Origin of the sequence: Streptomyces fulvorobeus (assembly GCF_013167895.1) — a bacterium.
Taxonomy (GTDB): Bacteria; Actinomycetota; Actinomycetes; order Streptomycetales; family Streptomycetaceae; genus Streptomyces; species Streptomyces fulvorobeus.
Genome location: NZ_BLWC01000001.1, coordinates 4,589,313 through 4,610,096 on the forward strand (window position 1 = coordinate 4,589,313; position 20,784 = coordinate 4,610,096).

Here is a 20,784-nt window from a genome sequence, read left to right on the forward strand (position 1 = left end):
TGACATCCGCACGTCCGCACTGCCGGCTGTGAGAGGGACGGAATGAAACCGACCGAGAGCGCCGCACCGGAGTCGCGGCTGCGAGGTTTCGCCGGCCTCCCGCCCCGGGTGGAGGCCGTCGTCGTGGCGGTCGCGACGATTCAGCTGACGACCGGGCTGTACCGGACGGTGCACGAGGGTCACGCGCTCTTCCCGGACGGCACGGCGGGCTGGTCGCTCACCCTGCTCACCGGAATCATCGTCGGTCACCTGGTCGCCCTCGGACGTGACCGCTGGTGGGGCGGCACCGGCTCCGGGGCCGCCCTCACGCTGGCCGTGCTGCTCGTCTACGGCTGGGTGCCCGCCGGTCTGGTCAGCCTGGTCGTCGTGGTGCTCGTCGGGACGGCCCGCCGCCACCGCTGGCGGCAGGGGATGCTCCACGGCGCCGTCGACATACTCGGCATCGGCGCCGCCGCGCTCGTCCTCGCCGCCTTCGGTGAGGTGCCGACCGTCGAACGGCCCTGGCGGCCACTCGACTGGGGCATCGACGCCCTGCCGGAGGTGCTGCTCGCCGCCTCCACCTATCTGCTCGTCACCAGGGTCCTGCTGTGGTACGCCCGGGCACCGCAGGGCGGCGGGCTCCCGACGATCGCCCGTACGGCGCTGCTGCGCCAAGGGCTTGTGGCGGTCGCCCTGCTCGGGATCGCCCCCCTGATCTGCGTCGTCGCGGTGGCCATGCCCGTCCTGCTGCCGCTCTTCGCGGTTCCTCTGATCGCCCTGGACTCCACGCTCTGGATCGCCCGGGCCCGGGCCGAGGAGCAGCTGCGGGACCCGCTGACCGGGCTGCCCAACCGCCAGTGGCTCCTGGAAAGGACCTGGGCGGCGCTGGAGGAGGCCGAGAACCTCGGCTCCCGGTCGGCCCTCGTCCTGATCGACCTCGACCGGTTCCGTGCCGTGAACGACACCCTCGGCCATCTGGCCGGGGACCGGCTCCTGCTGCAGATAGCGGACCGGCTGCGCCTGGCCCTGCCCCGCGGCGCGGAGGTCGCGCGGCTGGGCGGCGACGAGTTCGCCGTACTGCTGCCGGGCGCGGACTCCGCGACGAGTGCCCAGCGGGTCGCCCGCCACCTGGTCGCCGAGCTGTCGTCGCCCCTCGACCTCGACGGCCTCACCCTGGTGCTGGAGGCCAGCGCGGGGGTCGCCGTCTACCCCGATCACGCGCTGGACGCCGAAGGGCTCCTCAGACGCGCGGACGTGGCGATGTACCAGGCCAAACGGGACCGTACGGGCGTCGAGGTGTACGAGTCGAAGCGGGACAGCAACACCCCGGACCGGCTCGGGCTGCTGGGCGACCTGCGCCGCGCCCTGGACGCGGGCGAGGTGGAGCTGCACTACCAGCCGAAGGTCCGCTTCGACGGCCAGGTGGCCGGGCTCGAGGCACTGGTCCGCTGGGTGCACCCCGAACGCGGGCGGGTCCCCCCGGACGAGTTCATCGCGATCGCCGAGTCCTCCGGTCTGATGCCGCACCTCACCGAGTACGTCCTGGAGACGGCGCTCGCCCAGGTCGCCCGCTGGCGGGCCCAGGGGCTGTTCGTCCCGGTCGCGGTCAACGTGTCGCCGCGCGACGTCCACACCCCCGGTTTCGCGGGCAGCGTCGCCGCCCGGCTCGCCCGGCACGGCGTCCCGGCCCGCGCCCTCCAGCTGGAGATAACGGAGCACGTGCTCCTGGAGGACCCGCAGCGCGCCGCTGACACCCTGGCGGGGCTGACGGGGCACGGCGTGAAGATGTCCCTGGACGACTTCGGGACGGGCTACTCCTCACTGGTCCACCTGCGGAAGCTCCCGGTGAGCGAGCTCAAGATCGACCGTTCGTTCGTCGCCAGGCTCGCCATCGACAACGAGGACGCCGAGATCGTCCGCTGCACCATCGACCTGGCCCACTCGCTCGGCCTGCTGGTCGTCGCGGAGGGTGTCGAGGACGACGAGACCTGGGAGCGGCTGCGGGACCTGCACTGCGACGCGGTGCAGGGCTGGCTGGTGGCGCCCGCGATGCCCCGCAGGAGACGACGGCCTGGCTGCGGGCGCGCGGCGAGCACGGCTGGCGGCGGCCGGCCGAGCTGGCGGCGGCGGCCAGGGCGGCGGCGGCCGTCGCGGCGGCGGGGGCCGCGAGCGGGGTACCCGAGCTGGAGCACCGGCCCACCGGGCGTACGGTGTCGGGCCCGGCGACGGCCTGAGCCGCCGGGCGGGCCAACGCCGGGTGGCCGGGCGGGGTCTCCCACGGGTGGCGGTGGCCCGCGCGGCCGACCCCATAGGATTGGGCCGAAACCACACACCGAACCCTGAGGATCGCCGCATGCCTGGCATCACGCGCGAGGAGGTCGCCCACCTCGCCCGGCTGGCGCGTCTGGAGCTGAAGGGCGAAGAGCTCGTTCACTTCGCCGGTCAGCTCGACGACATCATCGGCGCGGTCGCCCGCGTCTCCGAGGTCGCCGACCAAGACGTACCGCCGACCTCCCACCCGCTGCCGCTGACCAACGTCATGCGCGCGGACGAGGTCCGTCCGTCGCTCACCCCCGCGCAGGCGCTCTCCGGCGCCCCGGCCCAGGAGCAGCAGCGTTTCAAGGTGCCGCAGATCCTGGGGGAGGACTAAAAGCCATGACGGACATCAGCACCATCATCAAGCTGACCGCCGCCGAGACCGCCGCGAAGATCGCTTCCGGTGAGCTCACGGCCGTCGAGGTAACCGAGGCCCACCTGGCCCGGATCGACGCGGTCGACGAGAAGGTCCACGCCTTCCTGTACGTCGACCGCGAGGGCGCCCTCGCGGTGGCCCGCGCCGTCGACGCGAAGAGGGACGCGGGCGAGAGGCTCGGCCCGCTGGCCGGCGTCCCGCTCGCGCTGAAGGACATCTTCACCACCAAGGACATGCCGACCACCGTCGGCTCGAAGATCCTCGAGGGCTGGGTCCCGCCGTACGACGCGACCCTCACGCAGAAGCTCAGGGCAGCCGACGTCGTCATCCTCGGCAAGACCAACATGGACGAGTTCGCCATGGGGTCCTCCACCGAGAACAGCGCATACGGCCCGACCGGCAACCCGTGGGACCTCACCCGCATCCCGGGCGGCTCGGGCGGCGGCTCATCGGCCGCGCTCGCCTCCTACGAGGCCCCGCTCGCCATCGGTACGGACACCGGCGGTTCCATCCGCCAGCCCGCGTCCATGACCGGCACCGTCGGCGTCAAGCCCACCTACGGCGGCGTCTCCCGGTACGGCATGGTGGCGTTCTCCAGCTCCCTCGACCAGGGCGGCCCCTGCGCCCGTACGGTCCTGGACGCGGCCCTGCTCCACGAGGTCATCGCCGGCCACGACCCGATGGACTCGACGTCCATCGACGCCCCGGTCCCGCCGGTGGTCGAGGCCGCCCGCAACGGCTCCGTCGAGGGCATGCGCGTCGGCGTCGTCAAGCAGTTCGCGGGCGAGGGCTACCAGGCCGGTGTCGTCCAGCGCTTCAACGAGTCGGTCGAGCTGCTGAAGTCGCTCGGCGCCACGATCGTCGAGCTGGACTGCCCCTCCTTCGACCTGGCCCTCTCGGCGTACTACCTGATCGCGCCGTCCGAGTGCTCGTCGAACCTGGCCCGCTTCGACGCCATGCGCTACGGCCTGCGGGTCGGCGACGACGGCACGAAGTCCGCCGAGGAGGTCACCGCGCTCACCCGCGAGGCCGGCTTCGGTGACGAGGTCAAGCGCCGCGTCATCCTCGGTACGTACGCGCTGAGTTCCGGCTACTACGACGCGTACTACGGTTCGGCGCAGAAGGTCCGCACCCTGATCACCCGGGACTTCGAGAAGGCGTTCGAGCAGGTCGACGTCATCGTCTCGCCGACGACGCCCACCACCGCCTTCCCGATCGGCGAGCGCGCCGACGACCCGATGGCGATGTACCTCGCGGACCTGTGCACCATCCCGACCAACCTCGCGGGCAACTCCGCCATGTCGCTGCCCTGCGGCCTGGCACCGGAGGACGGCCTGCCGGTCGGACTGCAGATCATCGCCCCCGCCATGAAGGACGACCGGCTGTACAAGGTCGGAGCTGCCGTGGAGGCGGCCTTCGTGGAAAAGTGGGGGCACCCGCTGCTTGAGGAGGCACCGTCACTATGAGCCCCATGCCCATCAAGGCCAAGGGATTCAAGAATTCAAAGGCCGCTACGTACCTGTCGATCGGCTCCACCGCCTTCGGTGCGATCAGCGTCGTCAAGCAGGCCCGTATGGCCCGCAAGGACAACGACACGCTCCGTCTCGTCGACGCCGCTGTCTCCGCCGCCGCCATCGTCACGGGCCTCGCTCTGCTCTACCGCGAGCTGAAGAAGCTCGGCGACGACGACGTCCTGCTGGGCTGAGAGGGAAGTTCTCACCGTGACTGTCATTGACCTGGAGTCGTACGAGGACGCCCTCGCGACGTACGACCCCGTCATGGGCCTCGAAGTCCATGTCGAGCTCGGCACCAAGACCAAGATGTTCTGCGGCTGCTCCACGGAGCTCAAGCAGGACGCCAACTCGCAGACCTGCCCGGTCTGTCTCGGGCTGCCCGGCGCCCTGCCGGTCGTCAACGAGATCGGCGTCGAGTCCGCGATCAAGATCGGCCTCGCACTGAACTGCGAGATCGCCGAGTGGTGCCGCTTCGCCCGGAAGAACTACTTCTATCCGGACATGCCGAAGAACTTCCAGACCTCCCAGTACGACGAGCCGATCGCCTTCGACGGTTATCTGGACGTCCAGCTGGAGGACGGCGAGATCTTCCGGGTGCAGATCGAGCGCGCCCACATGGAGGAGGACACCGGCAAGTCGACGCACGTCGGCGGTGCCACCGGCCGCATCCACGGCGCGTCGCACTCCCTGCTCGACTACAACCGTGCGGGCATCCCGCTCATCGAGATCGTCACCAAGCCGATCGAGGGCGCGGGCGCACGCGCTCCCGAGGTCGCCAAGGCGTACGTCGCCGAGCTCCGCGAGCTCATCAAGGCGCTGGGCGTCTCGGAAGCCCGGATGGAGATGGGGCAGATGCGCTGCGACGTCAACCTGTCGCTGCGCCCTCACGGCCGGGAGGCGTTCGGTACGCGCTCCGAGACGAAGAACGTGAACTCCCTGCGTTCCGTCGAGCGGGCGGCCCGCTTCGAGATCCAGCGCCACGCCGCGGTGCTGAACTCCGGTGGAACGATCGTGCAGGAGACCCGGCACTTCCACGAGGAGGACGGCTCCACCACGGCCGGCCGCATCAAGGACAACGCCGAGGACTACCGCTACTTCCCGGAGCCGGACCTGGTGCCCGTCGCCCCGGCCCGTGACTGGGTCGAGGAGCTCCGCCGGGGCCTCCCCGAGCTGCCGCGGCTGCGCCGCGCGCGGCTCAAGGAGGAGTGGGGCGTCTCCGAGCACGACATGCAGTCCATCCTCAACGCGGGCGCGGTCGATCTGATCGTCGCCACGGCGGAGGCGGGCGCTCCGGCGGACCAGGCCCGCAAGTGGTGGATGGGAGAGCTCGCCCGCAACGCCAACGAGACCGGCCGCGCCCTCGACGAGCTCGGGGTCACTCCCGGGCAGGTCGCCAGGGTCGCCGAGCTCGTCGCCAAGGGCGACCTCAACGACAAGCTGGCACGCCAGGTACTGGAGGGCGTCCTCGCGGGCGAGGGCGACCCGGACGCCGTCGTCGAGAAGCGCGGCCTGAAGGTCGTCTCGGACGAGGGCGCGCTGTCCACGGCCGTGGACGAGGCCATCGCCGCCAACGCGGCCATCGCGGACAAGATCCGCGGCGGCAAGGTGGCGGCTGCGGGCGCGCTCGTCGGCGCGGTCATGAAGGCGACCCGCGGCCAGGCGGACGCGGCCCGGGTGCGCGAGCTGATCCTGGAGAAGCTCGGCGTCGAAGGCTGACCTCCGGCGTACCGAGGTACGTGAAGGGGCGGCGCACCCGGAATCCGGGCGCGCGCCGCCCCTTCACGCGTGCCCGGGAGCGGTGCTCACCGGCCTTCCGGAGCGCCCTGCCGGACGTTCACCGCTGTGCCGTACCGCGGTCTTCCGGCCGCCACCTCGCCTGGCTAGCTTTCCGACGGTACGACCGATTCGGGAGGCTCACTTGACCACGGACATTTCACGGCGACGGCTCTTCGCCCTCGGAGGCGGCGCGCTCGGCGCAGCGGCAGCCGGATCGTTCCTGCCGCCCTCGCTCCAGGCCGCCATCGCCGCGCAGCCCGCCCGCCCGGCGGGGTCCGGCGGCCTCGACGAGATCAGGCACGTGGTGATCCTGATGCAGGAGAACCGCTCCTTCGACCACTACTTCGGGATGCTGCGCGGCGTACGCGGCTTCGGTGACCGCAACGCCGTCGAACTCCCCACGGGCAGGCCCGTCTTCGAGCAGCCGGGCCCGCTCGGCACGTCCGTGCTGCCCTTCCCGGTGCGCGGGGCGGCCGAGACGCAGAAGAAGGATCTCCAGTACATCGGCGCCCTCGACCACTCCTGGAGCGGCGGCGCCCGGGCCTGGGCCGGCGGCTGGATGAGCGGCTGGGTCACCACGAAGACGGCCGCCACGATGGCGTACTACGACCGCCGTGACATCCCGCTCCACTACGAGCTGGCCGACACCTTCACGGTCTGCGACGCCTACCACTCCTCGGTCCACACCTCCACCAGTCCCAACCGCAACCACCTGTGGAGCGGGAAGACGGGCTTCGAGGCGAACGGCGAGCGGGCCGTGGGCAACGACGCGTACGACGAGGGCACGCACCCCGGGTACGACTGGACCACCTACCCGGAGCGGCTGGAGGCCGCGGGCCGCAGCTGGCAGACGTACACGGAGTGGGAAAACTTCACCGACAACCAGATCGAGTTCTTCGCCACCTTCAAGGCGATCGCCCGCAAGGCCCTCGCCAGGACCGGCGGTCACACCTTCATGGAGTCCTTCTACGCGGACGTCCGTGAGGCGGACGACGCGGGTGAGCGGGAGCGTCTGCTCGGGCTCCTGGAGGAGGGCGTCGCGACCCTGTCCGAAGCGGAGCGGAGCCTTTTCGAGCGCGGGCTGCGGCGGATGGAGACGGGCACGCTGGCCGACCGGTTCGCCGGGGACGTGGCGGCGGGGACCCTGCCGGAGGTGTCCTACCTGGTGCCTTCGGCCGTGGACTCCGAGCATCCGAGCGTCTCGTCCCCGGTCCACAGCGCGACGATCCTCTACAAGGTCCTCGACGCGCTCGGCCGCCACCCCGAGGTCTGGCGCCACACCGCGGTCTTCATCAACTACGACGAGAACGACGGCTTCTTCGACCACGTCCCGCCGCCTGTCGCGCCGCCCGAGGTGGCCGGCGAACGCTGGGATGGCAAGCCGACCGGTCTCGGCGTGCGGGTGCCGATGCTGGTCGTCTCGCCGTGGACCATCGGCGGCTACGTCTGCTCCGAGGTCTTCGACCACACCTCCGTGATCCGCTTCCTGGAGCGGTGGACCGGGGTGAAGGAGCCCAACATCGGCGACTGGCGGCGCACGGTCACCGGCGACCTCACCTCCGCCTTCGACTTCTCGCGCGGCGGGCGCCGCCCCGAGCTGGACCGGCCCGCCGCCATCCCGGTGTTCGGCGGACGCTGGCAGCCCAGGCCGCCGGCCGTCCAGCGGATGCCCGTGCAGGAGCCCGGCACGCGCCCGGCGAGGCCGCTGCCCTACCAGCCGGACGCGCAGGCGTGGGTCACGGACGGGGCGGTGCAGGTGGGCCTCAGCAACACAGGGCGCTCATCGGCGCACTTCACGCTCTATCCGTACGCCGGTGAGTTCCCCGCCCCGCAGCACCGCGACGTGAAGGGCACCGCGCAGTGGACGGTGCCCTTCCCCGGGGACGCCTACCGGTTCACGGTCACCGGACCGAACGGCTTCCGCCGCGAGTTCGCGGGCGGGGCGGGCGGTGACGCGGAGGTCGGCTCCCGGCTCGACGTCCATGAGCGGGACCTGTACGTCACGCTGCGCAACACGGGGCGGCGGACGCTCACCTTCACCGTGCGGCCTCTCGGGTACGTCGACGAGGAGGACCTGCGCGGCTGGACCCGGCGCGTCACGGTGAAGCCCGGACGCAGCCGTACCGTCGTGCACTCGGCGGCCGACGCGCGCGGATGGTACGACCTCCTCGTCACGGTCGACGGGGACGCCGCTTTCCGGCGGCGGCTGATGGGCCACATCGAGAACGGCAGGGCGAGCGTCTCGGGCTGAGGCCGAGCGGTACAGGGGGCGGGCGCCGGCGGGGCGCCCGCCCTCCTCACGTCCCGGGTGGGGCGGGTGGGGCGCTCGGGGGGAGAACACGACCGCTGTGAGTATCGCCACGAAAGGGACAAAGGATCAGATCGAGCTGCCAGAGTGACAGCTCTCAGGTCATGAGGTCTTTGACGGGAATTCCGGGTCATATCCCGACAAGGATTCACGAGCCCCCAGGGAGCGCGTCCGTTGGCTGCCATCGCCCGCTGGTGTCTCAGGCACCGGCTTCTCGCCGTCCTCCTCTGGCTGCTCGCACTCGGCGGCGCGGCCACCGCGGCGGGCTTCGCGGGTCCGGCCTACTCCAACGACTACGAGGTGCCGGGCACCGAGTCGGGCCGCGCCACCGCACTCCTCCAGCGGGGCTTCGAGGATCTCGGCGGTGACACCAACACCGTCGTCTGGCACACCGACGGCTCCACGGTGCGGGCCGCCGACGTCGAACAGCGGATGACCGCGACCCTCCAGGCGATCGAGGAGCTGCCGGGAATCGGCGGCGTCGCCGGCCCCTACGACCCGGCGGGCGAGGGACAGATCAGCGCGGACGGCCGCACCGCCTACGCCACCGTCACCTTCGACCACCAGGCCGACGACGTCCCTCCGCAGCAGGCACAAGCCCTCATCGACACCGCGAAGGCGGCCTCGGGCGACGGACTGGCGGTCGAGCTCGGCGGCACGGCCGTCGCCCTCACCGAAGCGCCCTCGGTCCACCTCGGCGAGGCCGTCGGCGTGGTCGTCGCCGCGGTCGTCCTCTTCCTCGCCTTCGGCTCCCTCGCCGCGAGCATGCTGCCCATCGTCACCGCGCTGGTCTCCGTCGGGACGGCCTACGCGGGCATCGTCCTGCTCGGTCACGTGATGACGGTGGCCGACTTCGCGCCGATGCTCGGCATGCTCATCGGACTCGGCGTCGGCATCGACTACGCGCTGTTCATCGTCACCCGCCACCGCAGAGGGCTGCGGCGCGGCCTGCCGGTCACCGACGCCGCCTTCAACGCCGTGGTGACCACGGGGCGCGCGGTCGTCTTCGCCGGGGCCACCGTCTGCATCGCGCTGCTCGGCATGCTGGTGCTCAGGCTCGGCTTCCTCAACGGGGTCGCGATCGCCGCGTCCCTCACCGTCGTACTGACCGTCGCCGCCTCGGTGACCCTGCTGCCGGCGCTGCTCTCGTTCATCGGGATGCGTGCGCTGAGCCGGCGCGAGCGCGGTCAGCTCGCGGAGAGGGGGCCGCAGCCCGAGCTGCCCACCGGCTTCGCCGCGCGCTGGTCCGCCTTCGTCGAACGGCACCCCAAGCTGCTGGGAGCGGTCGCCGCGGCCGTGATGCTGGTCCTGGCGCTGCCCACGTCCGGGCTGCACCTGGGCACGTCCGACCAGGGGAACAACCCCGCGAAGGCGACCACCCGGCAGGCGTACGACCTGCTGGGCGAGGGGTTCGGGCCCGGGGTCAACGGGCCGCTGACGATCGCCGCGCAGCTGGACGGAGCCGACGACCGGCTCGCCCTGGACGCGCTGCCCGACGCGCTGCGCGACACCGAGGGCATCGCGTCGGTCGGCCACGTGACGTACAACAGCAGCGGTGACACGGCGTTCCTCACCGTCGTGCCCGACTCGGCGCCCCAGTCGCAGCGGACCAGCGACCTGGTCGACCGGCTGCGGGCCGACGTACTGCCCGACGCGGCCGACACCACCTCGCTCCACGCCCATGTGGGCGGGGTGACCGCCGGTTACGACGACTTCGCCGAGATCATCATCGGCAAACTGCCGCTCTTCGTCGGTGTGGTCATCGGGCTCGGCTGCCTGCTCCTCCTCCTGGCCTTCCGGTCCGTCGGCATACCGCTGAAGGCCGCGGCGATGAACGTGGCCGCCGTCGCCTCCTCCTTCGGCGTCGTCGTCGCGGTCTTCCAGTGGGGCTGGGGGAGCGAGCTGCTGGGACTCGGCAGCGCGGGCCCGATCGAACCCTTCCTGCCGGTGATCATGGTCTCGGTGCTCTTCGGGCTCTCGATGGACTACCAGGTGTTCCTGGTCGGCCGGATGTACGAGGAGTGGCTGGAGACCGGCGACAACCGGCGGGCCGTCCGCGTCGGCCTCGCCGAGACCAGCAGAGTGATCAACTCGGCCGCGGTGATCATGATCTCGGTCTTCCTCGCCTTCGTGCTCAGCGGTGACCGTGTCATCGCGATGTTCGGCATCGCCCTCGCCGTGGCCGTCGCGCTGGACGCGTTCGTCCTGCGCACCCTGCTCGTACCCGCCCTGATGCACATGCTGGGCGGCGCGAACTGGTGGCTGCCCGGCTGGCTGGACCGGTGGCTGCCGCGGATCAGCATCGAGCCGCCCGACGGTGGCGTGGAGCATGCGAAGATCCCCGGGATGCGTGCGGGCGAGGGCGGCGGGACGGCGCCCCTGCCCGCCCCGCCCGGGCGTGCCGAGCGCGTTCGCTGAGACCGGAGGAGCACGATGTTCGCGATATCCCTGGGTGACGACGGGGCGGAGCTGCGCCCGTTGGAGAGCTGGCAGGCCCAGGAGTTCCTGCACCACATGGACCGGGCCCGCGAGCTCGTCGACCCGTGGATCCCGTTCGCCGCGGCTGCCACCGACCTGGAGTCGGCGCGGGCCCTGCTCCAGCGGTACGCCGACAGCCAGGCCGCTGACACGGGCCGTCTCTACGGCATCTGGCTGGACGGCACGCTGGTCGGCGGGGTCCTGTTCCGGACCTTCGAGGCCCGGACCGGTAACTGCGAGGTCGGCTGCTGGCTGGAACCGGCGGGGGAGGGGCGGGGCCTGGTCACCCGGGCGATGCACGAGCTGATCGACTGGGCGGTCGACGTGCGGGGCATGCACCGGGTGGAGTGGGTCGCCTCCTCGGCCAACACCCGCAGTGTCGCGGTCGCGAAGCGGCTCGGGATGACACGCGACGGGGTGAGGCGGGAGAGCTACCCCTACCGGGGGCAGCGGCACGATTCGGAGATCTGGTCCGTCCTGGCACCGGAATGGCGTGCGCGGCGCGGCTGAGAGCGCCGCGAGGCCACAACGTTAAGGGGTTCTCATCCGGAACCCCTAGCGTGCGGCGCATGGACACCCCCAAGACCCCCACCGCTCCCGCCGTCGACGACGACCGCGAGGAGAAGACGACGACGGACGACAGCGCCGTGCAGGGCACGAAGGACACGAAGGACATGACCGGGGACGCCGGCTCCGGTGCGTCCGGTACGGACGACACCGGCACGGTCACGGACACCGGCACGGTCACGGACACCGACGCGGACGCGGACACCGACGACGACGCGGACCTGGAGCTCGACGCGTACGCCGAGGCCGAGGCGGCCTCCGCGTCCTGGCTCGGCACCGGCTCCTCGGCCGTCGTCGCGGCCGCGCTCGGCATCGTCTCGCTGACGGGCGCCTGGGGCGGCCGGGTCGCCGCCGAGCGGGAGACCCTGATCGGTCAGATCACGACCTCCGGCGGTGGCAGCCCGGCCCAGCAGATCTCCGAGATCTACGGTGACGCCTGGCACACCACCGCTCTGGTCAACGGTCTGTTCGCGCTGCTCGCCCTGCTGGTCGGCGTCTTCGTGCTCGTGCGCCCCGCCTTCGGCGCCCCCTCGGTACACCCGCAGCCCGGCTGGATCCGTGCCGTCGCCCTGGCCGGCATCGTGCTCGGCGTGCTCGGCGTACTGATCTCCGCCGGCATGTACTTCGACCTGTTCCTCTCGCTGCCCACGGCCGCCGCCCCGGCCGGCGGCTGAGTTCTGCCCCTGAGGCACCGGCCGGAGCCGAGGTACGGCCCCGCGCCCGGTGTCCCGGTGTCCTGGTGCGCGGCCGGCGGTGCCGGACGGCTGCCGGGAGGGGGTACAAAAACCTCCCGTACCGCGCCCCAGCTCACGTACCCGCGTCCTGGGACACCGGAATGGCGGTGGGCCGCCACCCCACCGGCCACGCGCCGGAGCGCGCCATCGGCGCGCTACTCCACCTCCAGCAGCAGAATCCTGTCGTCTCCCGGCTCCGGCGTGGCACGGCCGTCCGTGTTGCTGGTGACCAGCCACACCCTGTCGCCGCCCGCCGCGAGCACGGTCCGCAGCCGGCCGTAGGTGTTCTCCAGGAACGCCTGGGGCCGCGCCAAGGGCTCCTGGCCGGCCTCGCCGGAGAGCGGAATGCGCCACAGCCGCTTGCCGCCCAGTCCCGCCATCCAGACCGATCCGCCGGCGAAGGCGATCCCGCTCGGCGACGCCTCGTCGGTCCCCCACTGGGCCACCGGGTCGACGAAGCCCTCGCCGCCCTTCCTGCCCTCCACCTCGGGCCAGCCGTAGTTCCTGCCCGGTTCGATCAGATTCAGCTCGTCCCAGGTGTTCTGGCCGAACTCGGCCGCCCAGAGCCGCTTCCGCCCGTCCCAGGCCAGCCCCTGCACATTGCGGTGCCCGTACGAATACACCACCGAGTCGGCCGCCGGATTGCCGTGCACGGGCTCGCCGTCGGGCGTCATCCGAAGGATCTTGCCGCCCAGCGACTTCCTGTCCTGGGCCAGTCCCGTGTCCCCGGTCTCGCCGGTACCCGCGTACAGCATGCGGTCCGGGCCGAAGGCGATCCGGCCGCCGTTGTGGACCGCGCCCTTGGGGATGCCCCGCAGGATCGTGTCGGGGGCGCCGAGCTGCTGTCCCGCCGGCTTCTGCTCGTCGTACAGCATGCGGGCGATGCGGTTGTCGGACGTCGTGGTGAAGTACGCGTAGACCATACGGTCCGCACCGAACGTCGCCGGGACGGCGAGGCCGAGCAGCCCGCCCTCACCGCCGGGCGAGACCCCCGGCACGGAGCCCAGCAGCGTCTTCTTCCCGCTCGCTCCGTCGACACGGGTGATCGTGCCGTCATCGCGCGAGGCCACCAGCAGATCACCGCCGGGCAGCGCGGCCAGCCCCCACGGGCTCGCCAGCCCTTCCGTGAGCGTGGAGAGGACCTTCACCGAGCCCTTGGCCGGAGGCGTGTCCGCGGGGCGGGCGGAGGCGGCGGGAGCGGACGCGGAGGCGGAGGGCGCCGAGTCGCCCTCCCGGCCCGCCGTACCCCCGGAGCCGGCCTCGGACGAGCAGCCCGCGGAGGCCAGCAGCGAGGCCGCGGCCAGCGCGGCCACCGCCCCTCTGCGTACAGCGGGGGAGAGAGCAGATCCCAACACAGCAACGATCCTTTCGACGGCCGCACCTCGACTGTTCCTGCACCGCAACCCCGCCCGCGGTCCTGATCCCCGCCCATTCTCCCGTGACACCTTCAGTCCCACGACCCGCGCGCCCGCGGCAGCCCCGCGATCTCCGCCAGATCCGCGTCGTCGAGCTCAAGGCGCGCCGCGCCCGCGTTCTCCACAGCCCACCGCTCGCGCTTGGCGCCCGGTACCGGCACCACATGGGGACCCTGCCGCAGCACCCAGGCCAGCGCCACCTGCGCCGGGGTGGCGCCGTGGCGCTCCGCGATCCGCCGGAGCCCGGCGACCACGGGCTGGTTCGCCGCCATCATCTCGGCCGTGAACCGCGGGTGCCTGGCCCGCGGGTCGTCCGGCTCGAAACCCTGTCCTGGGGTGAGCGTGCCCGTCAGATAGCCGTTGCCGAGCGGCATCGCCGCCAGCAGCCCCACACCCCGCGCGGCGCACCACGGCAGCAGGGCGTCCAGCGCCTCGGGCGACCACACGGAGAGCTCCGCCTCGACGGCGCTCACCGGGAAGACCTGCTGGACGCGTTCCAGCTGACGGATCGTTCCGTCATGCATCCGGGCGCCCGGTCCGCGCGAGGCGCGTGCCCCCACCGCGCACAGCCCCAGCGCCCGCACCTTCCCCGCGGCGACCAGTTCGGCCATCGCCCCCCAGGTCTCCTCCACCGGCACCTCGGGGTCGGCCCGGTGCAGCTGGTACAGGTCGATCACATCGGTCTGCAGCCGCCGCAGCGAGGCGTCGCAGGCCCGCCGCACGTAGCCGGGACGCCCGTTGGCGACGATGTGCTGGTCGCCCACCAGCAGCCCGCACTTGGTCGAGAGGAAGGCTTCGCTCCGCCGCCCCTTGAGGGCTCTGCCCACGAGCAGCTCGTTGGTGAAGGGGCCGTACATGTCCGCGGTGTCCAGCAGCCGGACGCCCGCGTCGAGCGCCGCGTGCACCGTGCGCACCGAGCGGTCGCCGCGCTGCTGCGAGCTGCTGTACGCCCAGCTCATCGGCATACAGCCCAGCCCGACGTGGCCCACGGCGAGCGCCGCCGCACCGATTGTCCTGCGCTCCAACTCCCCGTACCCTCCCTCGGTCCCGCGGTCACGGGACCACACCGCACCCCAAAGTAACCTCTGCCCCCACGGAGCCGCCGAGCAGCCGCCCCCTAGCCTCCTGAGCATGACTTCGATATCCAGTACGGACGTGTGGCTGCCGATCCCGGCCGATGAGACCGAGGGGCTCCCGGAAGGGCTCGACTACCGCTTCTGGGACGGCGGACCGGACTTCCCCGCCGATCCGGCGGACTGCGCCTTCTACGTCGTTCCGTATATGAAGGGCCCGCAGATCGCGACCCGGCCCCTGGCCGCCATGAGCGCGGTCCAGGTCGTGCAGACGCTCTCCGCGGGCATCGACCACGTGGAGCCCGGCCTCGGCCTGCTCCCCGGCGGTGTGCGGCTGTGCAACGCCAAGGGCGTCCACGAGGCGTCCACCGCCGAGCTCGCCCTCGCCCTGGTCCTCGCCTCGCTGCGCGGGCTCCCCGGGTTCGTGCACGGCCAGGACGACGAGGAGTGGCGGGCCGGGTTCTATCCGGCGCTCGCCGACAAGTCGGTGCTCATCGTCGGTTACGGATCGATCGGTTCGGCGATCGAGGACCGGCTCGCACCCTTCGAGTGCGCGCGGGTGACGCGCGTCGCGCGCTCGGCGCGGACGACAGCGCGCGGCCCCGTACACACGCTCGACGACCTGCCCGCACTGCTGCCCGAGGCCGACGTCGTCATCCTGTCCACCCCGCTGAACGCCTCCACGCAAGGGCTGGTGGGGGCGGAGTTCCTCAAGGCGATGCGGGACGGCGCCCTTCTCGTCAACGTCGCCCGGGGCCAGGTGGTCGACACCGGGGCCCTGTTGTCCGAACTCCGGTCCGGCCGGCTGCGCGCCGCTCTCGACGTCACCGACCCGGAACCGCTGCCCGCCGGCCACCCCCTCTGGCATGCTCCGCATCTCCTGATCACCCCTCATGTCGGGGGCAGCACCTCGGCGTTCCTGCCCCGGGCCAAGCGCCTGCTGGCGGCGCAGCTCACCCGCTTCGCGGCGGGTGAGCCGGTGCGAAATGTCGTATTGACCACCAACTGAACACGCTCCGGAGTACGTTCATCGCAGTGGGTTCCCGCAATGCCGCAAGTCGTCACGGAGAGTAGAGGAACTATGCCCCTGAGTGACGAGTCTGGTGTATCGTCCGGAACGGGGCGCTGCGTCGTGGCAGGGGCGACGCGGGGGAGACAGGAGAACGCGAGGGGGCGACGGGCGATGTGCGGCCAATGGAGAGACGATCCGACGCGGCAGGGCGGGCGATGGTCATCGCTGCCGACGCCGGTCATGACCCGGCCCCGGCGGCGGCCGGCGCGGGCAGCGGGGCGTCCGGCTCCCGGGATGCGGGAAGCGGCCCGCGGAGTTCCGCGGTGACCACCGTGGGGGCCCCGCTGTCCAGGCAGTCGGTCAGGGCCGGGGGCTCGGGTCTGCTCGCCCCGATCGCCCTGGCGACCGTCTGCGCCGGGTACGCCCTCGGTGCGGCCGTCGGCTGGGGCTCCTCGCGGGTGGCGCTGTTCATGGGCGACTTCGGGCTCAGCGTCGCCGCGCTGACCGCGGCCCTCTCCTGCTTCGTCTACGCGCGGGCGAGCACCAGCCGGTTCCGGCCCGCCTGGCTGCTCTTCTCGCTCTCCTCACTGATGGCGGCCTGCGGCAACGCGGTCTGGGGGTGGTACGAGGTGGTGCTGGACCTGCCCGTGCCGAGTCCCTCCCTCGCCGATCTCTTCTTCCTCTGCTTCGCGCCGCCCGCCATCGTGGGACTGCTGGTCCTCGCGAAACGCCCCGTCACCCGGGCCGGCTGGGTCTGCCTGGCGCTCGACTCCTGGCTGATCGGCGGATCGCTGCTGACGCTCTCCTGGAGCCTCGCGCTGGCCCACACGGCCCATGCCGCCGATCCGGAGGGCGAGAGCGTGGCCAGGGCCGCGCTCTCCCTCGCCTATCCGCTCCTGGACATCGTGCTGGTGTCCATGGTGCTCGCGCTGCACTTCCGGCGCTCAGGCATCAACCGCTCCGCGGTGAACACGGCTGTCGCCGCGCTCGCGCTGACCGTCCTGTGCGACACCGTGTTCACCTCGCCGCTGCTCCGCTCGACGTACCACTCCGGCCAGCTGCTCGACGCGGGCTGGTTCACGGGTTCGCTCCTCCTCGCGTACGCCCCCTGGGGCGCCAGGCGCCGCGGGACGCAGCCGGCCCGGCCCGGTTCGGCGGTGGTGCGCCCGACCAGCCGCCCCATCGCCGGTTCGCTGGCGGCGCTGACGCCCTACCTCGCCGCCGCGGTCTGCACCCTGGGCATCCTGTACAACGTGGTCGAGGGCCGCCGGGTCGACCGGGTGGTGATCTTCACCGGCTGCACGGTCGTACTCGCCCTGGTCGTCCGGCAGGGCATCATGCTCCTCGACAACATCTCGCTCACCCAGGAGCTGGCGCAGAAGGAGAACCACTTCCGCTCGCTGGTGCAGGGTTCGAGCGACGTCATCATGATCGCCGCCCCCACCGGCATACTGCGCTACGTCAGCCCCGCGGCCGCCGGGGTGTACGGGCGCGAGGCGGACGATCTCGTCGGCTCCGAGCTGGCCTCGATCATCCATCCGGAAGACCTCGGCGGGGTGGTGCACGAGGTGCGGCGCTTCCTCGCGGCCTCGCCCCACGAGGAGCCCACCACCCGTATCGAGTGCCGTTTCAGGTCGGGCGACGGCGACTGGCTCAACGTGGAGTCCACCGTCAACCGGCACCAGGGCGGCCTGCTCCTCAACAGCCGGGACGTGACGGAACGGGTCAGACTCCAGGCCCAGTTGCAGCACAACGCCGAACACGACCCGCTCACCGACCTGCCCAACCGCGCGCTGTTCACCGACCGGGTCCGCCGCGCGCTCAGCGGCCGGCGCTCGGGCGACTCGGGCACCGCGGTCCTCTTCATCGACCTCGACGGCTTCAAGGCGGTCAACGACTCCATCGGCCACCAGGCCGGGGACGAACTCCTCATCCAGGCCGCCCGCCGTCTCGCGGACTCCGTGCGGGCGGGGGACACCGCGGCCCGGCTCGGCGGCGACGAGTTCGCCGCCCTGATCATCGGGGACGGCGCCCGGGACCAGGGCGCCCGTGAGTGCCAGGTGCACGAGATCGCCGACCGTCTGCGCCTCACGCTCTCCCAGCCCTACCGCATCGGGGCCAGCGAGGTCCGCGTGGCCGCCTCCATCGGCGTGGCCTTCGCGGAGCCCGGCATCACCCCCACCGACCTCATGCGCAACGCGGACCTCGCCATGTACCGCGCCAAGGCGGGCGGCAAGGACCGGGTCGAGCTGTACGCCCCGCAGATGCAGGCCGACGTCGTACGCCGCTCCGAGGTGGCCGCCCGGCTGCGCACGGCGCTGCGGGAGGGCGAGTTCGCGCTGCTGCACCAGCCGGTCGTCCACCTGGCGGGCGGCACCGTCGCCGCCGTGTCCGCGCAGGCCCGCTGGCGCTCGGCGCAGGGCATCCTCTTCACCCCCGCCGAGTTCCTCCGGGTCTCCGACGACAGCGACCGGACCGCCGAGCTCGGACGCTGGCTCCTGGAGGCGGCCGTCGAGCAGGCCGCCGACCGGGCCAGGGCCGGGCACCCGGTCCCCGTCTCCGTGCGCCTGCCGGCCGGCCGCCTGCTCGACCGGGCGCTGCCCTTCGGTTCCATCGAGGCGCTGCTCACCCGGTACGGGCTGCCCTCGGGCGCCCTGATGATCGAGGTCGCCGACAGTGATCCCCGGATCTCCTTCGACGAACTGGAGCAGCGCCTGGTCGCCCTGCGCCGCCTCGGCGTCCGGATCGCGCTCGACGGCTTCGGCAGCGGGTACGCGGCGATCAACGCCCTGCGCCGGCTCCCCATCGACGTACTGAAACTGGACCGAGGGCTCGTCGAGGGGGTGGTGGAGTCCGCCCGCCTCCACAAGATCACCAGCGGCCTGCTCCGCATCGCCTGCGACCTGGGCATGCAGTCCGTGGCAGACGGCGTCGACGTACCGGAACAGGTCCTCGCGCTGCGCGCCATGGGCTGTACGCACGGGCAGGGGATGGCCTTCTCCGGACCGCTCGACGAGTACCGGCTGCGCCGCGTTCTGGTGCGGGGGGAGTTCCCCGTACCGGGCAGTCCCGCCGCCCAGCCCGTCCTGACGGGCGGCTCGGTCCCCCTGCTCGCCGGCTCACATGGTGAGACGCCCATCCCACCCACTTGACACCGTACGCGTGCCGGAGAGAGGGTCAATGCCATGCGCACCCGAATTCTCGTACTTGGAAAGCGCGTCGGCTGAAGCAGAGCGAGTCACTGACCCCCTGCAGACCGCACCGGCGCGCTCCCCTCGCTTGCCTCACGGCACGAGGGGTTTTTTGTTGCACCGGTACTCCACAAAACCCCGCAAAAACCCTCAGCTTCGAGAAGAGAATGCCGATGACCGAGCAGGCCACCGGGGCCCACCACCCGCAGCCGCGGGCCCGTCACAACGGACCGTCGTCCGCCACCGTCGAGCACGTCACGGGCGCCCAGTCCCTCATCCGCTCTCTCGAGGAAGTCGGGGCCGACACCGTATTCGGCATTCCCGGCGGTGCGATCCTTCCGGCGTACGACCCGATGATGGACTCCACCCGGGTGCGCCACGTTCTGGTCCGGCACGAGCAGGGCGCGGGCCACGCGGCCACCGGTTACGCCCAGGCCACCGGCAAGGTCGGCGTCTGCATGGCCACTTCGGGGCCCGGCGCCACCAACCTCGTCACCCCGATCGCCGACGCGCACATGGACTCGGTGCCGCTGGTCGCGATCACCGGCCAGGTCGCATCCGCCGCGATCGGTACCGACGCCTTCCAGGAAGCCGACATCTGCGGCATCACGATGCCGATCACCAAACACAACTTCCTGGTCACCAAGGCCGAGGACATCCCGCACACCATCGCCGAGGCGTTCCACATCGCGTCCACCGGCCGCCCGGGACCGGTCCTCGTCGACATCGCCAAGGACGCCCTCCAGGCGCGGACGACGTTCAGCTGGCCGCCCACCCAGGACCTGCCCGGCTACCGGCCGGTCACCAAGCCGCACGCCAAGCAGATCCGCGAGGCGGCCAAGCTCATCACGCAGGCCAGGCGCCCCGTGCTGTACGTGGGCGGAGGCGTCATCAAGGCGGGGGCCACCGCCGAGCTCAAGGTGCTCGCCGAGCTCACCGGAGCGCCCGTCACCACCACCCTGATGGCGCTCGGCGCGTTCCCCGACAGCCACCCGCTGCACGTGGGGATGCCCGGCATGCACGGTGCGGTCACCGCCGTCACCGCGCTGCAGAAGGCCGATCTGATCGTCGCGCTCGGCGCCCGCTTCGACGACCGGGTCACCGGGAGGCTGGACAGCTTCGCGCCGTTCGCGAAGATCGTCCACGCCGACATCGACCCGGCCGAGATCGGCAAGAACCGCGCCGCCGACGTGCCGATCGTCGGGGACGCCCGCGAGGTCCTCGCCGACCTCGTCCAGGCCGTCCAGGCCGAGCACACCGAGGGCAACACCGGTGACTACGAGGCGTGGTGGAAGGATCTCAACCGCTGGCGCGACACCTACCCGCTCGGATACGACCTGCCGCAGGACGGCAGTCTCTCCCCGCAGCAGGTCATCCAGCGGGTCGGTCAGCTCGCCCCCGAGGGCACGATCTTCGCGGCGGGCGTCGGCCAGCACCAGATGTGGGCCGCCCACTTCATCGACTACGAGAAGCCCGCCACCTGGCTGAACAGCGGGGGCGCCGGAACCATGGGGTACGCCGTCCCGGCCGCGATGGGCGCCAAGGCGGGCATGCCCGACCGCACGGTCTGGGCGATCGACGGTGACGGCTGCTTCCAGATGACCAATCAGGAACTCACCACCTGCGCGCTCAACAACATCCCGATCAAGGTCGCGATCATCAACAACGGCGCTCTCGGGATGGTCCGCCAGTGGCAGACCCTCTTCTACAACCAGCGGTACTCCAACACCGTGCTGCACTCCGGCGCCGACACCGACGGCGTTCCGGCGAAGGGCACCCGGGTGCCGGACTTCGTCAAGCTGTCCGAGGCCATGGGCTGCTACGCGATCCGCTGCGAGGACCCCGCCGACCTGGACAAGGTCATCGAAGAGGCCAACTCCGTCAACGACCGCCCCGTCGTGATCGACTTCATCGTCCACGAGGACGCCATGGTGTACCCGATGGTCGCCGCCGGCACCTCCAACGACGAGGTCATGGCCGCCCGGGGTGTCCGCCCCGACTTCGGCGACAACGAAGACGACTGAGAGACAGAGAGAGACCGACTC

Annotated in this window: 13 protein-coding genes and 1 pseudogene; 12 read left to right on the forward strand and 2 right to left on the reverse strand. The window is 71.8% G+C overall.

Features of this window, described 5'->3' with window-relative positions; translation table 11 throughout:
- The first annotated feature begins 42 nt into the window (after window positions 1-42).
- From Sfulv_RS20725 to Sfulv_RS20765, 9 genes and pseudogenes are all read left to right on the forward strand, one after another.
- Window positions 43-2,213 (forward strand): annotated as a pseudogene (locus Sfulv_RS20725) (putative bifunctional diguanylate cyclase/phosphodiesterase).
- A gap of 119 nt (window positions 2,214-2,332) precedes the next feature.
- On the forward strand, window positions 2,333-2,629 hold the full coding sequence (gene gatC, locus Sfulv_RS20730; protein WP_173316078.1) for an Asp-tRNA(Asn)/Glu-tRNA(Gln) amidotransferase subunit GatC: 297 nt from the start codon (window positions 2,333-2,335) through the stop codon (window positions 2,627-2,629).
- Window positions 2,630-2,634: 5 nt separating this feature from the next.
- Window positions 2,635-4,137 carry an Asp-tRNA(Asn)/Glu-tRNA(Gln) amidotransferase subunit GatA gene (gene gatA / locus Sfulv_RS20735; RefSeq protein WP_173316079.1) on the forward strand — a complete coding sequence of 501 codons (1,503 nt, stop codon included), beginning with the start codon at window positions 2,635-2,637 and terminating at the stop codon, window positions 4,135-4,137.
- Window positions 4,134-4,376 carry a hypothetical protein gene (locus Sfulv_RS20740; protein ID WP_173316080.1) on the forward strand — a complete coding sequence of 81 codons (243 nt, stop codon included), beginning with the start codon at window positions 4,134-4,136 and terminating at the stop codon, window positions 4,374-4,376. Before gatA ends, Sfulv_RS20740 begins: the two co-directional genes overlap by 4 nt.
- A gap of 16 nt (window positions 4,377-4,392) precedes the next feature.
- Window positions 4,393-5,901, forward strand: a complete 1,509-nt coding sequence (gene gatB / locus Sfulv_RS20745; protein WP_173316081.1) for an Asp-tRNA(Asn)/Glu-tRNA(Gln) amidotransferase subunit GatB — start codon at window positions 4,393-4,395, stop codon at window positions 5,899-5,901.
- Between the two features lie 202 nt (window positions 5,902-6,103).
- Window positions 6,104-8,212 carry a phosphocholine-specific phospholipase C gene (locus Sfulv_RS20750; RefSeq protein WP_173316082.1) on the forward strand — a complete coding sequence of 703 codons (2,109 nt, stop codon included), beginning with the start codon at window positions 6,104-6,106 and terminating at the stop codon, window positions 8,210-8,212.
- Between the two features lie 231 nt (window positions 8,213-8,443).
- Window positions 8,444-10,687 carry an MMPL family transporter gene (locus Sfulv_RS20755; RefSeq protein WP_173316083.1) on the forward strand — a complete coding sequence of 748 codons (2,244 nt, stop codon included), beginning with the start codon at window positions 8,444-8,446 and terminating at the stop codon, window positions 10,685-10,687.
- Window positions 10,688-10,702: 15 nt separating this feature from the next.
- Window positions 10,703-11,257 (forward strand): GNAT family N-acetyltransferase, encoded by a 555-nt coding sequence (locus Sfulv_RS20760; RefSeq protein WP_173316084.1) that lies wholly within the window; start codon window positions 10,703-10,705, stop codon window positions 11,255-11,257.
- A 59-nt stretch (window positions 11,258-11,316) separates the two neighbouring features.
- Window positions 11,317-11,988: a hypothetical protein gene (locus Sfulv_RS20765; RefSeq protein ID WP_218900420.1), complete on the forward strand. Its 672-nt coding sequence runs from the start codon at window positions 11,317-11,319 to the stop codon at window positions 11,986-11,988.
- A 215-nt stretch (window positions 11,989-12,203) separates the two neighbouring features.
- On the opposite strand, the gene Sfulv_RS20770 is transcribed toward Sfulv_RS20765, so the two are convergent.
- Together Sfulv_RS20770 and Sfulv_RS20775 are read right to left on the reverse strand one after the other, a co-directional pair.
- Window positions 12,204-13,403: a PQQ-dependent sugar dehydrogenase gene (locus Sfulv_RS20770; protein WP_256669035.1), complete on the reverse strand. Its 1,200-nt coding sequence runs from the start codon at window positions 13,401-13,403 to the stop codon at window positions 12,204-12,206.
- Between the two features lie 92 nt (window positions 13,404-13,495).
- Window positions 13,496-14,452 (reverse strand): aldo/keto reductase, encoded by a 957-nt coding sequence (locus tag Sfulv_RS20775; protein WP_173318068.1) that lies wholly within the window; start codon window positions 14,450-14,452, stop codon window positions 13,496-13,498.
- Between the two features lie 142 nt (window positions 14,453-14,594).
- Between Sfulv_RS20775 and Sfulv_RS20780 the strand changes: the two genes are divergently transcribed.
- From Sfulv_RS20780 to Sfulv_RS20790, 3 genes are all read left to right on the forward strand, one after another.
- Window positions 14,595-15,545: a 2-hydroxyacid dehydrogenase gene (locus Sfulv_RS20780; RefSeq protein ID WP_173316086.1), complete on the forward strand. Its 951-nt coding sequence runs from the start codon at window positions 14,595-14,597 to the stop codon at window positions 15,543-15,545.
- Between the two features lie 326 nt (window positions 15,546-15,871).
- Entirely contained in the window at window positions 15,872-18,700 is a 2,829-nt protein-coding gene (locus tag Sfulv_RS20785) for a putative bifunctional diguanylate cyclase/phosphodiesterase (protein WP_173318070.1), read from the forward strand.
- A gap of 206 nt (window positions 18,701-18,906) precedes the next feature.
- The gene (locus Sfulv_RS20790; RefSeq protein WP_173316087.1) at window positions 18,907-20,763 is read left to right on the forward strand and encodes an acetolactate synthase large subunit; all 1,857 of its coding nucleotides are present in this window, start codon (window positions 18,907-18,909) and stop codon (window positions 20,761-20,763) included.
- Window positions 20,764-20,784: the final 21 nt, after the last annotated feature.